General features: G+C 77.6%; 18 protein-coding genes. 9 read left to right on the top strand and 9 right to left on the bottom strand.

Features of this window, described 5'->3' with window-relative positions; all coding sequences use genetic code 11:
* Window positions 1–88 precede the first annotated feature (88 nt).
* The 4 genes from ACI79Z_RS04150 to ACI79Z_RS04135 are packed head-to-tail and all read left to right on the top strand — an operon-like array spanning window position 89 to window position 2,208.
* On the top strand, window positions 89–535 hold the full coding sequence (locus ACI79Z_RS04150) for a hypothetical protein (RefSeq protein ID WP_456901774.1): 447 nt from the start codon (window positions 89–91) through the stop codon (window positions 533–535).
* Window positions 532–825, top strand: a complete 294-nt coding sequence (locus tag ACI79Z_RS04145; protein ID WP_387987365.1) for a transcriptional regulator — start codon at window positions 532–534, stop codon at window positions 823–825. The genes ACI79Z_RS04150 and ACI79Z_RS04145 overlap by 4 nt, the downstream gene beginning before the upstream one ends.
* Window positions 822–1,889, top strand: coding sequence for an AbrB family transcriptional regulator (locus tag ACI79Z_RS04140; RefSeq protein ID WP_387987363.1), 1,068 nt, complete (start codon window positions 822–824; stop codon window positions 1,887–1,889). The genes ACI79Z_RS04145 and ACI79Z_RS04140 overlap by 4 nt, the downstream gene beginning before the upstream one ends.
* Before the next feature lie 31 nt (window positions 1,890–1,920).
* Entirely contained in the window at window positions 1,921–2,208 is a 288-nt protein-coding gene (locus ACI79Z_RS04135; protein ID WP_456901773.1) for a hypothetical protein, read from the top strand.
* 7 nt (window positions 2,209–2,215) lie between these two features.
* On the opposite strand, the gene ACI79Z_RS04130 is transcribed toward ACI79Z_RS04135, so the two are convergent.
* Entirely contained in the window at window positions 2,216–2,722 is a 507-nt protein-coding gene (locus ACI79Z_RS04130; protein ID WP_456901772.1) for a type II toxin-antitoxin system PemK/MazF family toxin, read from the bottom strand.
* Between the two features lie 219 nt (window positions 2,723–2,941).
* On the opposite strand from ACI79Z_RS04130, the gene ACI79Z_RS04125 reads away from it, so the two are divergent.
* The gene (locus ACI79Z_RS04125) at window positions 2,942–3,076 is read left to right on the top strand and encodes a hypothetical protein (protein ID WP_387987357.1); all 135 of its coding nucleotides are present in this window, start codon (window positions 2,942–2,944) and stop codon (window positions 3,074–3,076) included.
* Window positions 3,077–3,086: 10 nt separating this feature from the next.
* Here the strand turns inward: ACI79Z_RS04125 and ACI79Z_RS04120 are convergent, their stop codons facing one another.
* The gene (locus tag ACI79Z_RS04120) at window positions 3,087–3,512 is read right to left on the bottom strand and encodes a VOC family protein (protein ID WP_387987355.1); all 426 of its coding nucleotides are present in this window, start codon (window positions 3,510–3,512) and stop codon (window positions 3,087–3,089) included.
* Between the two features lie 95 nt (window positions 3,513–3,607).
* Complete coding sequence (locus tag ACI79Z_RS04115) at window positions 3,608–4,204, bottom strand: MSMEG_1061 family FMN-dependent PPOX-type flavoprotein (RefSeq protein ID WP_387987353.1); 597 nt, start codon at window positions 4,202–4,204, stop codon at window positions 3,608–3,610.
* A 32-nt stretch (window positions 4,205–4,236) separates the two neighbouring features.
* Between ACI79Z_RS04115 and ACI79Z_RS04110 the strand changes: the two genes are divergently transcribed.
* Entirely contained in the window at window positions 4,237–4,635 is a 399-nt protein-coding gene (locus ACI79Z_RS04110; protein ID WP_456901771.1) for an acyl-CoA thioesterase, read from the top strand.
* Here the strand turns inward: ACI79Z_RS04110 and ACI79Z_RS04105 are convergent.
* The 5 genes from ACI79Z_RS04105 to ACI79Z_RS04085 all read right to left on the bottom strand — a co-directional run bounded on the left by ACI79Z_RS04105 (window position 4,622) and on the right by ACI79Z_RS04085 (window position 10,503).
* Complete coding sequence (locus ACI79Z_RS04105; RefSeq protein WP_456901770.1) at window positions 4,622–6,127, bottom strand: cobyric acid synthase; 1,506 nt, start codon at window positions 6,125–6,127, stop codon at window positions 4,622–4,624. The two genes, ACI79Z_RS04110 and ACI79Z_RS04105, sit on opposite strands and share 14 nt — an antisense overlap.
* Entirely contained in the window at window positions 6,124–6,789 is a 666-nt protein-coding gene (locus tag ACI79Z_RS04100; protein ID WP_387987347.1) for a lysophospholipid acyltransferase family protein, read from the bottom strand. The genes ACI79Z_RS04105 and ACI79Z_RS04100 overlap by 4 nt, the downstream gene beginning before the upstream one ends.
* Window positions 6,790–6,906: 117 nt before the next feature.
* The gene (locus ACI79Z_RS04095) at window positions 6,907–7,641 is read right to left on the bottom strand and encodes an ANTAR domain-containing protein (protein ID WP_456901769.1); all 735 of its coding nucleotides are present in this window, start codon (window positions 7,639–7,641) and stop codon (window positions 6,907–6,909) included.
* Window positions 7,642–7,814: 173 nt separating this feature from the next.
* A complete protein-coding gene (gene yczR, locus ACI79Z_RS04090) occupies window positions 7,815–9,260 on the bottom strand; it encodes a MocR-like transcription factor YczR (RefSeq protein WP_456901768.1) in 1,446 nt (481 codons plus the stop codon).
* 265 nt (window positions 9,261–9,525) lie between these two features.
* On the bottom strand, window positions 9,526–10,503 hold the full coding sequence (locus ACI79Z_RS04085) for a cobalamin biosynthesis protein (protein ID WP_456901767.1): 978 nt from the start codon (window positions 10,501–10,503) through the stop codon (window positions 9,526–9,528).
* A gap of 40 nt (window positions 10,504–10,543) precedes the next feature.
* Here ACI79Z_RS04085 and def point away from each other — a divergent pair, with 40 nt between their 5' ends.
* From def to cobM, 3 genes are read left to right on the top strand one after another with little or no spacing between them, the layout of a single operon-like run.
* Window positions 10,544–11,101 carry a peptide deformylase gene (gene def, locus ACI79Z_RS04080; RefSeq protein WP_387987339.1) on the top strand — a complete coding sequence of 186 codons (558 nt, stop codon included), beginning with the start codon at window positions 10,544–10,546 and terminating at the stop codon, window positions 11,099–11,101.
* A complete protein-coding gene (cbiE, locus tag ACI79Z_RS04075; protein ID WP_387987337.1) occupies window positions 11,098–12,345 on the top strand; it encodes a precorrin-6y C5,15-methyltransferase (decarboxylating) subunit CbiE in 1,248 nt (415 codons plus the stop codon). Before def ends, cbiE begins: the two co-directional genes overlap by 4 nt.
* Window positions 12,346–12,385: 40 nt before the next feature.
* A complete protein-coding gene (gene cobM, locus ACI79Z_RS04070) occupies window positions 12,386–13,132 on the top strand; it encodes a precorrin-4 C(11)-methyltransferase (RefSeq protein WP_456901766.1) in 747 nt (248 codons plus the stop codon).
* On the opposite strand, the gene ACI79Z_RS04065 is transcribed toward cobM, so the two are convergent.
* Window positions 13,123–14,205 (bottom strand): cobalt-precorrin-5B (C(1))-methyltransferase, encoded by a 1,083-nt coding sequence (locus ACI79Z_RS04065; protein WP_456901765.1) that lies wholly within the window; start codon window positions 14,203–14,205, stop codon window positions 13,123–13,125. The two genes, cobM and ACI79Z_RS04065, sit on opposite strands and share 10 nt — an antisense overlap.
* Window positions 14,206–14,218 lie beyond the last annotated feature (13 nt).

Genomic DNA, 14,218 nt, shown 5'->3' with positions numbered 1-14,218 from the left:
GCCCGGTCATGGAACCACGCGACAGGACGGGCCGGGAGGCCGGGCGGCGACTTGACGGAACGGAAAGAGACGGTCCACACTTTCCGGCATGGAAAACGGCGCGATCGACCGCGACACCGCCGCCGCACAGCTCGCCGCGCTGCGGGCCGACCGGGAGGCGCTGGCCGACCGCGTGCTGCAGCCGTGGTGGTACGACGTCGCGCTCGGCCTGCTGCTGTTCGCCTTCCTGGCGTCCTACGCCCTCGACTCCCTCTGGGTGACCTTCCCGGCGCTCGTCCTGTTCGCCGCCGGTCTGGGCGCGCTGGTGGCGGCCTACCGGCGGATCACCGGGGTGTGGGTGAACACGCCGCCGCGGGTGGCGGCGGCCTGGGGCGCGTTCGTGCTGGTCGTCCTCGTTCCGGCGTTCGTGCTGGCGGAGGGGTACGACCGGCACTGGGTGATGGTGCTGGCCGGCGCGGTGCTCGGCGTCGCGGCCGGGGTGCTCAGCCGGGTGTGGGGCCGCCGCTGGGTGGCCGGGCTGCGGAGCGGGCTGTGACCGCGGTCGCGCCGCACTTCGACGCCGTCATCCACCCGCCGCCGCGGCTGCAGATCTGCGGGCTGCTGGCCGCCGTCGACACGATGGAGTTCGCCACCGTGCGCGACCGGGTCGGCGTGAGCGACTCGGTGCTGTCCAAGCACGTCAAGCAGCTGGAGGAGGCCGGGTACGTGCAGGTCAGCAAGGCGACCGTCGCGTCCCGCCAGCGCACCAGCCTGTCGCTGACCCGGACCGGGCGCCGGGCGTTCGAGGCGCACGTCGCCGAGCTGCGCCGCATCGCCGGGCTGTGAGGGCGCGCCGCCCCGGCCCGCGCGGGCTCGCCGACGCCGCCCTCGTCCTCACCGGCGCCGCGGCGGCCGGGTGGCTGCTCGGCCGCGTCGGCGTCCCGTCGGCCGCGCTGTTCGGCGGGCTGCTCGCCGGCCTGGTGCGCGGCCTGGCCGGGCGTGCGCCGCTCGACGTGCCGCGGCCCGCGGCGGCCGCGGCGCAGGCGGTCGTCGGCATCTCGATCGGCGCGTTGGTCGACCCCGACACCCTGGCCGCGATCGGCGAGGACTGGGCGCCGGTCCTCCTGGTCACCGTGGCCACGCTGCTGCTCACCGTCGGCGCCGGGCTGCTGCTGCGCCGCCAGCCCGGGATCAGCCCCGTGACCGGGGCGTTCGCGATGATCGCCGGCGGCGCGTCGGGCATCACCGCCATGGCCCGCGACCTCGGCGCCGACGACCGCATGGTGGCCGTCCTGCAGTACCTGCGGGTGCTGCTCATCGTCGTCGCGATGCCGGTGGTGGCGACGACGGTCTACGGCGCCGACCCCGGCGCCGGGGTCGGCGCCGCGGACGAGGCCGGCCCCGGCTGGCCCGCCGGCCTGCTGTCCACCGCCGCCTGTGCCGCGGTGGGCGTGCTGCTGGCCCGGCTGGTGCACCTGCCGGTGCCGGCGCTGCTCGGGCCGCTGCTGGTGGCCGCCGCGGCCGACCTCGGCGGGCTCTCCGGCGGCGCCACCGTGCCCGGCCCGGTGGAGGCGGCGGCGTTCGTGCTCATCGGCCTGCAGGTGGGGCTGCGGTTCACCGTCGCGAGCCTGCGCACCGTGGGACGGGCGCTGCTGCCGGCGCTGGCGGTCATCGTCGGCCTCGTGGTCGCGTGCGCCGGGCTGGGCGTCGTCCTCTCGGCGGCCACCGGCGTCAGCGAGCTCGACGCCTACCTCGCGACGACGCCCGGTGGCCTCTACGCCGTCCTCGCCACGGCCACCGGCACCGGCGCGGATGCGACCTTCGTGCTCGCCGTCCAGGTGCTGCGGCTGTTCGTGATGCTGCTCGCGGCGCCGCTCATCGCCCGCAGGCTCCGCCGCCGGCCGGCCTGACCGGTGGCACCGCGCGCCTACCCTCGACCGGGTGAGCCGTGCGCCGGAGGAGGAGACCGAGCTGTCCGAGGTGGAGACTGCCGTCGTGGACGCCACCGCCGACGAGCAGGACGCCGTCCTGCTGTTCGTCGGCGGCCCCCTCGACGGGCGGGTGGAGGTCCGCGCCGCCCGCCACGGCGCGCCGCTGCCCACGGTCACGCACGTGCACCTGCACGGCGGCCCGAAGGTCGTCTCGCGCTACGACCTGCAGGCCCTGCCCGGCCAGGCCGGCGTCTACCACCTGCGGCAGCGGGAGCCCCGGCCGCGCCGCGGCGACTGACCCGCGCTCACCAGCCCTGCGTGCGCCGGGCGGCGTCGACCACCCGGTCGAACAGCGCCCGGTCCAGCGCCGCGCCCTCCCGCCGCACCCGCGCCGGGTCCAGCGTCAGCAGCCGGTCCAGCCGCACCTCGCTCGGCCGGCCCCGGCCGTCCCAGGCGCCGGTGCCGACGTCCATCCAGCTGCGCCCGTACCGGGCCTCGTCGGCGGCGTCGCGGTCGTGGTCCTTGCTGGTCAGCATCAGGCCGAGCAGGTCCTCACCGCGGCGGCCGATGACCAGCACCGGGCGGTCCTTGCCCCGCCCGTCGCCCTCGTCGAAGGGCACCCAGGCCCACACGACCTCGCCCGGGTCGGGCCGGCCGTCGGCCCGCGGCCGGTAGCCGACGTCGACCGGCGCCGGCCGGCCGGCGGCGGACGGCGCGGGGGTCGTGCGGCGCCCGGTGCGACGGGCGGAGGGCGCGGCGACGGCGCGCACGAGGGAGCGGACGGCGGCGACGAGACGGCGCGGGCGGTCCATGGCAGGAACCGTACGGAGGCACCAGCGGACACGCCGTCCCGTCTGCCTCGTTCGTCACACCGGTACCAATCCGCCCCGGTTCCGGTTACGGGGCGTCGATCGCGGGCACCATTGCGTCACGGGACGCCGACACCGCGTCCCGGGAGAGGGGGGCTCCCAATGACCTCGGCCCAGCCCGTGATCCCCGTCGTCCCACTGACGCGGGAACCGCGTGCCAGCGTGCTCGCCGCGTTCCAGCTCGTCGAGGACGCCCGGTACCTCGGCACCGAGCGCAGACCGCGGCGCAACCGGGTCCGCCGCGTGGCGCGGCGCACCGTGACCACCCGGCGCCTGGCGAGGGACCTGCCCGTCTGAGCCGTCCCGGCTAGGCGACGCAGAACTCGTTGCCCTCCGGGTCGGCCATCGTCACCCAGGAGAACGGGCCCTGCGACGCCCGCCAGAGCTCGGTGGCGCCCATCCCGAGCAGCCGCGCCACCTCGGCCTCGCGCCGCTCGTCGCCGACCCGCAGGTCCAGGTGCACGCGGTTCTTGACCGTCTTCGCCTCGGGCACGGCCTGGAACAGCACGCGCGGCCGGCCGGGGTCCGGCGAGGTGATCGCCGCGCCGGCGGCCCACACCAGGGCGCCGCGGTGCGTCGTCGTCTGGTCCTCGCTCGCGTGACCCGCCGCGACCGCCCGCCGGATGAACGCCTCGTCCTGCGGCTCCACCTGCCAGCCCAGCGCCTCGGCCCACCAGTCGGCGAGCACGTGCGGCTCGGCGGCGTCGATCGTCACCTGGAACTCGGTCGCCATGGCCCGCAGCCTGGCAGGGCCCGGTGACGGGCCGGAACGGCCTGCCTGCAGGGCCCGCCGCGAGCCCGCGAGCGGTGGGGGGCAGGGAGGTCCTCCTAGAGCTCGAGGGCGAGGTCCGCGCGGATGGTGGCGTCGTCGGGCAGCGGGGTCTCCAGCCCGCAGTGGTCGCGGATCATCGTGCCGAACGGCGGCAGGGCCTCGCGGTCGATCCGGCTCGCCGGGTCCCACAGCCCCGAGCGCATGACCGCCTTGGCGCAGTGCAGGTAGGCACGCTGCACGGTCACGACCATGACCGAGCGCGGCTCCCGGCCGAACTCGGTGAGGTCGAGGTCGAGGGCGTCGGCGGGCAGCAGCCCGGCGGTGCCGAAGACCTTGAGCGTCTCCTCGAGGCCGGGCACGAAGAACAGCAGCGCCACCCGCGGGTTCACCGCCACCTTGCGCAGGCTGTCGAGCCGGTTGTTGCCCTGCCGGTCGGGCAGCACCAGCCGGTGCTCGTCGAGCACCTTCACGAAGCCCGGGTCGCCGCCGCGCGGGGAGACCTCCGGCCAGCCGTCGGCGTCCGCCGTCGCCAGGGTGAGGAACGGGGACAGCCCGATCAGGGCCCGGCAGTGGACGTCGAGGTGGTCGATCTCCTTGTCCAGCACCAGCTGCGAGGGCGGGCGGTAGGAGGCGAGGACCGGGTCGGGCTGCACGCGACGACGGTAGCCCCCGCTAGCGTCGCGCCGTGCCGGTCACGTGGAGCTCCCCGGTCCGTTTCGTCGAGTGCGACCAGCAGGGCGTCGTGTTCAACGCGCACTACCTCGTCTGGGCGGACGAGGCCTCCACCGCCTGGTGGGCGTCGATCGGGCTGCCGTGGGAGGAGATCGCCCCGCGGGTCGACCCGGTGGTCAAGGCCAGCGCCCTGGAGTGGTCGTCGTCGGCCCGCTGGGGCGACACGGTCGAGGTCGACGCGCAGGCCGAGCGGCTCGGGCGCACGAGCGTGACCGTGCGGTTCACCGTCCGCGTGGGGGAGCGGGTGTGCTGCGTCATCCGCAACACCTACGTCGGCACCGCCGGGGGAGCGGCCACGCCGTGGCCCGACGACGTCCGGGAGCGGCTGGAGTCCGCGCTCAGCGCGGGCTGAGCGCGTCGCCGGGCGGCAGCAGCGGCAGGTCCGCCGGCGGACCCTCCTCGAGCAGCCGCCACAGCGCGTCGGTGTCGGCGTGCTCGGCCACCAGGTCGCCGAGCGCGTCCAGGCGCTGCTCGCGGACCGCGGCGAAGGACGTCTCCGGCGCCGGCGTGAACCGGCGGCCGGTGGCCCGGGCGACCTCGGCGAGGAAGGCACGGCGGAACCCGTCGTTCTCCAGCGCCCCGTGCCAGGTGGTGCCCCACACCGACCCGGCCCGGCCGCCGTCGAGGAACGGCTCGGCCCCGTCCCCGTAGGTCACCACGCCGTGGTGGATCTCGTAGCCGCGCACGGGGTGCCCCATCGCCTCCCCGGACGGGCGGCCCAGCGTCTTCTCCCGCGCGAACCGGACGTCGGCCGGCAGCAGCCCCAGCCCGGGCACGGTGCCCGCCCGCGACTCGACGTCGTCGGTGATCGTGCGGGCGAGCATCTGGTGCCCGCCGCAGATGCCGAGCACCGGCCGGCCCTCGGCGGCGCGGCGGGTCACCGCGTCGGCCAGCCCGGTGGCGCGCAGCCAGGCGAGGTCGGACACCGTCGCGCGGCTGCCGGGCAGCACCAGCAGGTCGGCGTCGGCGGCCTCCTCGGGGCGGGTGACGAACCGGACGAGGACGCCGGGCTCGGCGGCCAGCGCGTCGACGTCGGTGGAGTTCGACAGCCGCGGCAGCCGGGCGACGGCGACCCGCAGCACCTCCTCGCCGTGCGGCGGCCCGGCGGGGAGGACGCCGGTGGGGATGCCGAGGGAGTCCTCGACGTCGAGCGCCGCGCCGGGCAGCCAGGGCAGGACGCCGAGCGTCGGCCGGCCGGTGAGCGCGGTGAGCTGCTCGAGGCCGGGCCGCAGCAGCCGGACGTCGCCGCGGAACTTGTTGACCAGGAACCCGGCGACCAGCCGCTGGTCGGCCGGCGGCATGAGCGCGACGGTGCCGTAGAGGGCGGGGAAGACCCCGCCGCGGTCGATGTCGCCGACGACGACCACCGGCAGCCCGGCCGCGGTGGCCAGGCCCATGTTGGCGATGTCGTCGGCGCGCAGGTTGATCTCGGTGGGGGAGCCGGCCCCCTCGCAGACGACGACGTCGAAGCGGCTCCGCAGGTCGGCCAGGCAGGCCAGCGCCTGCTCCAGCAGCGCCGCCTTCATCGGCCGGTAGGACAGCGCGGTGACGTCGGCGACCGGCCGGCCGAGCACCACCACCTGGCTGGCGTCCTCGCCGCCGGGCTTGAGCAGCACGGGGTTCATCGCCGCCTCGGGCTCGACCCGCGCCGCGGCGGCCTGCATGACCTGCGCCCGCCCGATCTCGGCGCCGTCGGCGGTGACCACCGAGTTGTTGCTCATGTTCTGCGCCTTGAACGGCGCGACCCGCACGCCCTGGCGGGCCAGCCAGCGGCAGACGCCCGCCGTGACGACGGACTTGCCGGCGTCCGACGTCGTCCCGGCGACCAGCAGCGCCCCGCTCACGCGGCCGGGCGCGGGCTGCCCCAGCCCGCCTTCTCCTGCCCGGACATCCCGGCGATCGTCTCCATGATCCGGTCGGTGACCTCGCGGCGGACCCGGCCGTTGCGCGCCTGGCCGGCGTGCTCGGGGAAGGTCATCGGCTCGCCGAACTCGATCGAGAACCGGTGCGGCCGCGGCCAGCGGGCGCCGACCGGCTGGATCCGGTCGGTGCCGACGACGGCCACCGGCACCACGGGGCAGCCGGCCGTGAGCGCCAGCCACGCGACGCCGGTCTTGCCGCGCGCGAGCCGGCCGTCGCGGGAGCGGGTGCCCTCGGGGTAGATGCCGAAGCCCTCACCGGCGCGCAGCACGCCGAGGGCGGTGTCCAGCGCCTCCTGCGCCGCGCGGGAGGCCTTCCGCTCCACGGGCATCGCGCCCAGCGCCGTGAACAGGGTGCGGGTGAACCAGCCGCCGAGGCCGCGGCCGGTGAAGTACTCGTCCTTGGCCAGGTACCGGACGCGGCGCGGTGCCGACAGGGGGATGACCATGCTGTCGATGAACGACAGGTGGTTGCTGGCGATGATGAACGCGCCGGTGGCCGGCACGTGCTGCCGCCCGGTGACCCGCGGCCGGAACACGACCCGGAACAGCGGCCGCAGCAGGAACCGCGCGAGCAGGTAGAACACGCCGTCCGCCCCCTCCCAGGGACCGGGGCCGGCGTCTGCCCGCCGGCCCGGACCCCGGGCATCCTCCCCTGACGCCCGCGCGGTCCGGGAGGCAGGGCCGCGCGGGCGGGGCGGGGGTCAGCGCTCGACGCGTCCCGGGGGCGGGCAGGCGTCGCGCAGGATCGCGCGCACCTCGGGCGCCAGGGGCCGCGCCCCCGAGGCGGAGGCGACGAGGTCGAGGGCGACGTCGCGGACCTTGCGGTGGACGTGGCTGGAGATGTGCGCCAGCAGGTCGAAGGCCACCTGGTCGCCGCACCCGGTGAGGAGCATGAGCACGCCCTTGGCCTGCTCGATCGGCGCCCGGCTGGCCATCGCCGTGCGCAGCTGGGCGACCTCGGTCTCCAGGGCCGCGACGCGGTCCTCGGCCGACGGCACCACGGGCCGGGGGGCCTCGACCATCAGGCCCTCGACCGCGACCACCCGGCCGTCGTCGTCCGACCGCGGCTCGCCGACGAAGACGACGGGCCGGTGGCCGTCGCCGGACCGCAGCCGGACCTCCAGGCAGAAGGCCTGCGCCCCGGTGACCGCCGCGGAGAGGGCGTCGATGGTCCGCGCCCGGTCGTCGGGGTGCTGGGCGGCGACGAGCACCTCGGTGGAGGGGCCGGGGCCGTCGTCGGGGAGGCCGTGCAGGGCGGCCATCTCCGCCGACCACCACCAGTCCCCGCTGGCGCGGTCGTAGCGCCAGTGGCCGGCGACGGCGGTGCGCCGCCCGGGCAGGGGTGTGGGGGCGGGGGGACGGGGGAGGGGCGGAGGGGTCGTCCGGGCGGCCGGTGGGCGGTGCTTGGAGGCGACACGCGACTGCGTCGACGTCATGGCGGGCTCCGAGAGGACGCGCCGGGTGGGGGGCCCGGCGAGAGCGCCGCACAGCCGGCTGTTCGACCATCTGCGGATCGCCGGGGGAGTTCCCGGCCGCTCGGGGACCTCCATGACGGTAGTCCCCCGGGACCGGGGGCGCACGACCGTCGGACGACCCGGTCCGGTGCGTGTCACACCACCGTGAGGGGCCGCACCGGGTGTCGCACCACCGGATCGCGGCGCAGGGCGGCGTCGACGGCGGCGAGGCCGGCGACGGCGCTGCGCAGGTCCGCCGCGGGGAGGGTGAACGGCACCCGCAGGTGGTCGTCGAAGGCGGTGCCGGTGCCGAACGCGCGGCCCTCGGCGAGCAGCAGCCCGAGCGGGGCGGCGGCGGCCGCCAGCGCCGCGGAGCTCGTGCCCGGTGGGAGCGTGCACCAGACCGACAGGCCGCCGCGCGGGGGCGCCGCGGTCCACGCCGGCAGCCGGGCCGCCAGCTCGGCCAGCAGCACCTCCCGGCGCTCGCGCAGCAGCGCCCGCCGCTGCTCCAGGACCGCGTCGAGGTCCCGCACCAGGGTCGCCGCGGCCAGCTGGTCGAGCAGGCCCACCGAGAGCTGGCGGCGGCCGAGGGCGGCGCCGAGCGAGCCGGCGAGGGCGGCGTCGGTCCGCAGCCAGCCGACCCGCAGCCCGCCCCACACCGCCTTGGACAGCCCGCCGACGGTGATCGTCGCGGCGTCGGGCAGGCCCGCGGCGTACGGGGGCAGCGGCCCGTCGTCGAGGTGCAGCTCCGCGGTGACCTCGTCGACGACGGTCAGCACGCCCTGCTGCCACAGTGTCGCGGCCAGGCGGCGGCGCCCGGCGGCGGACAGCCGGGCGCCGCTGGGGTTGGAGAAGTCGGGCATCAGGAAGGCCATCCGCGGGCTGCTCTGCCGGACGGCGATGTGCGCGGCGCCGACTACCGCGTCGGGGTCGGCGGCGTCCACGGCCACCGGGACGCACCGGCCGCCGGCGGTGGTGACCAGGCCCAGCGCCCCCGGGTAGGTGGGGTGCTCGACCAGCACGCGGTCGCCGGGCTGCAGCAGCGTCTCGAACACCAGCGCGGTCGCGTCGCCGGTGCCCGCGGTGACCACCACCTGCTCGGGGTCGGTGGGCAGGCCGCGGGCGGTGTACCGGTCGGCGATCGCCGCGCGCAGCTCCGGCAGCCCGCCCGGCGCGTAGCCGTGGCCGGCGACGACGGCGGGCAGCCGCTCCAGCGCCTCCCGGTAGGCGGGCAGCAGCTGCGGCGCCGCCTCGGGCGCCGCGTGCGCGAGGTCGAGCACGCCCGGGTCGGTGGTCGGGGCGGTCCACACCGGGTCGGCCGCGGGCGCCTCGACGACGGTGCCCGCGCCGTGCCGCGTGCTCGCGTGCCCCTCCTCGCGCAGCAGCCGGTAGGCCGAGGCGACGGTCACCCGGCTGACCGCGAGCGCGGCCGCGAGGTCGCGCTCGGCCGGCAGGCGGGTGCCCGGCGCGAGCTGCCCGAGGGCCGCCAGCTCGCGGATGCGCCGGGCCAGCGCGGCGTACCGCGGGCCCGGCAGGTCACCCAGTGGCCCGACCAGCCCGGCCAGCTCGGGAGCAGTGGACTGATCCGCGCTCGGTGGCATGCAGGCCACCATGCCGGATTGGACCGCTTCCGTCCAGGCTCGATGGTGCCACTGTCCTGTCCATGACCCCTGGTGCCGTCCTCGTCCTGCTGTTCCTGCTGGCCCTCGCCGCCCTGGCGGTGGGCACGCTGGTGGTCGCCGTCCGCGGCGGCCGCGGCCCGGCCGACCCGCCGGCCAGCCACCTCCGCGTCGACCCGTCCGGCTTCCCCGTGCCGTCGGCGCCGCGTGGCGCCCTGCACGGGCGCGGGCCGCGGACCCGGTCCCCTCAGCGGCCGCGGGCCGCCCTGGCCACGGCCGTCCTGCCCACGGCCGTCCTGCCCACGGCCGCGGCGGCCGCGGCGGCCACCCACACCGCGCGCGAGAGGCGCACCGCCCGCGCGACGTCGCTGCTGGCCGGCGCCGCCCCGTCGCCGAGCACCGGCCGGTCCTCCACCCGGCTGCCGTAGACGTTGCGCCCGCCCAGCCGCAGTCCCAGGGCGCCGGCCGCCGCGGCCTCGCAGCGGCCGGCGTTGGGGCTGGGGTGGGCGGCGCCGTCGCGGCGCCACACCCGCAGCGCCCCGCCCGCCGACCCGCCGGCGAGCGGGGCGCAGGCCACGGTCAGCGCCGCGGTGAGCCGGGCGGGCAGCCAGTTGGCGACGTCGTCGGCGCGGGCGGCGGCCCAGCCGAACCGGGCGTGCCGCGGGGACCGGTGGCCGACCATCGCGTCGAGGGTGTTGACCGCGCGGTACCCCAGCAGCCCGGGCAGCCCGGCCAGCGCGCCCCACACCAGCGGCGCGACGGCGGCGTCGGAGGTGTTCTCCGCGACCGACTCGACGGTGGCCCGGGCCAGCTCCGCCTCGTCGAGGGTCGAGGGGTCCCGCCCGGCGAGCGTGGGCAGCAGCGCCCGCGCCGCGGGCAGGTCGCCGGACTCCAGCGCGCCGGCCATCGCGGTCGCCGCCCGGCCCAGCGAGGTGCCGCCCAGCACCGCCCACGCGGTGGCGGCGACGGCGGCGGTGCGCGCCGCCGGCCGGCCCCGGGTGGCGCGGTCCACCGCGGCCCCCAACCCGGCCGCGCCCGCCACGAGCACCGCCGCGTACCCCGCACCCGCCGCGCGGGAGTCCCGCCAGACCCGCCGCTCCAGCGCGGCGGCGACCGTGCCGAACCCGGCCACCGGGTGACGCCGCGCGGGATCGGCGAGCAGCACGTCGGCGGCCGCGCCGAGCGCCAGGCCGAGGGCGGTGGGGACGTCTCGGCGGTGCGGCACGGTGCCCATCCTGCCGAGGGCGCTTCCTAGGATCGCGGCCATGCGCCTGCCCGGCCGTTACGACGGCGTCGCCCGGCCGATCGTCACCTACGGCAGCAACGAGGTGCTGCACCGCCCGACCGCCCCGGTCACCGAGTTCGACGAGCGGCTGCGGCGGCTGGTCCTCGACATGTTCGCCTCGATGCGCGAGGCCGACGGGGTGGGGCTGGCGGCCAACCAGATCGGCGTCGACGCGCGGGTGTTCGTCATCGACTGCCCGGACGCCGACGGCGAGGACGTCGTCGGCTACGTCGTCAACCCGCGGCTCACGCTGCTCGAGCCGACCGGCGGCGAGCCGGCCGAGGAGGTCACCGAGGAGGGCTGCCTGTCGGTGCCCGGGCCCTACGCCGAGCTCGCCCGCGCCTTCCGCGCCCGGGTCGACGGCGTCGACGTGAAGGGGGAGCCGGTCTCCATCGAGGCCACCGGCATGGCCGCGCGCTGCCTGCAGCACGAGGTCGACCACCTCGACGGCGTCGTCTACGTGGACCGGCTGCCCGAGGAGCTGCGCGAGAAGCTGCTCGCCGAGGCCGCCGGACCCGAGGGCGAGCTGCCGGCGTGAGCGGGGTCCGGCAGGCGGACGCGGTGGAGGAGGCCGCGACGACCCCGATCGTCGTCGTCGGCATCGGCGCGGACGGCTGGGACGGGCTGGCCCCGACCTCGCGCGCCGAGGTCGAGCGGGCCGAGGTGCTGCTCGGCAGCTCCCGCCAGCTCGACCTGGTCCCGGAGGAGGTCCCCGCCGAGCGGGTGCCCTGGCCCTCGCCGCTCACCGAGGCGCTGCCCGGGCTGGTCGAGGAGCACGCCGGCCGCGCGCTGGTGGTGCTGGCCAGCGGCGACCCGATGCTGTCGGGCATCGGCACCACGCTGACCCGGCTGCTGGGCGCCGAGCGGGTGCGGGTGCTGCCGGCGCCGTCGTCGGTGTCGCTGGCCTGCGCGCGGCTGGGCTGGGCGGTCGAGGACACCGAGGTGGTCAGCCTGGTCGGCCGGCCGATCGAGCTGCTGCACCCGCACGTGCAGCCCGGCCGGCGGCTGCTGGTGCTCGGCTCCGACGGCGAGACGCCGGCGCAGGTGGCCGCGCTGCTGGCCGGCCGCGGCTACGGGCAGAGCCTGGTCACCGTGCTCGGCGGGCTCGGCGGCCCGGACGAGGAGGTGCGCACCGGCACCGCGGCCACCTGGTCGCAGCCGGCGCCGGCGCTGGTCGTCACCGCCGTCGAGTGCCGGGCCGACCGCGGCACCATGCCGCTGCCCACCACCCCGGGCCTGCCCGACGGCGCCTACGAGTCCGACGGGCAGCTGACCAGGTCGGAGGTCCGCGCGATCACGCTCGCCCGGCTGGCCGCCGTCCCCGGGCAGCTGCTGTGGGACGTCGGGGCCGGCGCCGGGTCGATCGGCATCGAGTGGATGCGCGCGCACCCGACCTGCCGCGCCGTCGCGGTGGAGGCATCGGCCGAGCGGGCCGAGCGGATCGCCCGCAACGCCGGGCGCCTCGGCGTCCCGTACCTGCGGGTGGTGCACGGGCACGCGCCGGACGTCCTCTCCCGGCTGGGCGCCCCGGACGCGGTGTTCATCGGCGGCGGGCTCACCACGCCGCTGCTGGTCGAGACCTGCTGGGACGCGCTGCCGGTGGGCGGCCGCATGGTGGCCAACGCGGTCACGGTCGAGAGCGAGGCGGTGCTCGCCCAGTGGCACGCGCGGGTCGGCGGGGAGCTGGTGCGGGTCGGGGTGCAGCGCGCCGAGCCGGTCGGGTCGTTCACCGGCTGGAAGCCCGCGATGCCCGTGACGATCTGGTCGGTGACCCGCTGGTGACCGGAGCCTGTTCCGCCGTTCGCGCGCGAAGGGCGAATCCGTGACCGTCCACTTCATCGGGGCCGGGCCGGGGGCCGCGGACCTCGTCACGCTGCGGGCGGCGCGGATCATCGCCAGCGCCCCGGTCTGCCTCTACGCCGGCGCCCTGGTGCCCCGCGAGCTGCTCGACACCGCCCCGCCCGGCGCCCGGCTGGTCGACACCGCCGACCTCGACCTGGACCGGATCACCGCCGAGCTGGTGGCCGCGCACGAGGCCGGCCACGACGTCGCCCGGCTGCACTCCGGCGACCCGTCGGTCTACAGCGCCGTGGCCGAGCAGATGCGCCGGCTCGACGCCGCGGGGGTGCCCTACGACGTCGTCCCGGGGGTGCCCGCGTTCGCCGCCGCGGCCGCCGCGCTCAAGCGGGAGCTCACCGTGCCCGGCGTCGGGCAGACCGTCGTCCTCACCCGCACCAGCGCGCGGTCCACGCCGATGCCGCCGGGGGAGGAGCTGGCCGCCTACGCCGCCACCGGCGCCACGCTCGTGCTGCACCTGGCCGTGCAGCGGATGGCCGAGCTCGCGCCGCAGCTGGCCGAGCACTACGGCGCCGACGGCCCGGTCGCCGTCGTGGCCCGGGCCAGCCGCGACGACGAGCTGGTGCTGCGCGGCACGCTCGCCGACATCGCCGGGCAGGTCGAGGCCGCGGGCGTCAGGCGGACCGCGGTCGTGGTCGTGGGCCCGGTGCTCACCGCGGAGCAGTTCCCCGACAGCCACCTCTACTCGACGACGAGATGCCGTCACGCCTGACCCACCACCGCGCCGGCGCGGTCGACCACCACGACGTCGACCGCGACCGGGGCTCCCCGCAGCACCCCCAGGGCCGTCTCCCGGGCGCCCGCGGCCACCAGGTCGCCCAGCGGCAGCCCGGCCGCCTGGCACTGCCGCAGCGCGTCGAGCGCGGTGTTCGCCCCGCGCACGCCCGCGACCAGCTCCGCGGAGCCGCCCGCGGCCGCCACCCGCGCGGCCAGCGAGTCGAAGGAGACCTGCGAGCGGCCCGAGTGCAGGTCGAGGTGGCCGTCGGCGAGCTTGGCCAGCTTGCCGATGCCGCCGGCCACGGTCAGCCGCGGCACCGGGTGGCGGCGCAGGTACTTGAGCACGGCGCCGGCGAAGTCGCCCATGTCGAGCAGGGCGTCCTCGGGCAGGCCGTAGAGCTCCTGCACCGTCCGCTCGCTGGTGGAGCCGGTGCACCCGGCCACGTGCTCGTGCCCGGCGGCCCGGGCGACGTCGATGCCGCGGCGGATCGAGTCGATCCACGACGAGCAGGAGTACGGCACGACGACGCCGGTCGTGCCGAGCACCGACAGCCCGCCGACGATGCCCAGCCGCGGGTTCCACGTCCTCCGCGCCAGCTCGGCGCCGTTCTCGATGGACACCTCGACGACGACGTCGCCGCTGCCGCCGTGCCGCGCCGCCACCGCCGCGACGTGCTCGCGGATGAACTGCCGCGGCATCGGGTTGATCGCCGGCTCGCCGACCGCCAGCGGCAGCCCGGGCTTGGTCACGGTGCCCACGCCCTCGCCGGCGCGGAAGACCACCCCGCTGCCCGGCTCGCCGTGCGAGACCCGCGCGCTCACCAGCGCGCCGTGGGTGACGTCGGGGTCGTCGCCGGCGTCCTTGACGATCCCGGCGGTGGCCGCGCCGGGATCGAGCGACTCGCGGGCCAGCGCGAACGAGGGGTGCCGGTCGTTCGGCAGGTCGATGGTCACCGGGTCGGGGAACTCGCCGGTGAGCAGCGCGGTGTAGGCCGCGGTGGTGGCCGCCGTCGCGCACGCGCCGGTGGTCCAGCCGTGCCGCAGCCCGGAGGCGCCGTCCCTGCTCACCGGCCCATGATCC

The sequence above is a fragment of the Geodermatophilus sp. SYSU D00663 genome, from assembly GCF_054050655.1.
Note: the sequence above shows the minus strand (reverse complement) of the source record. Positions and strands in the feature narration are given on the sequence as shown.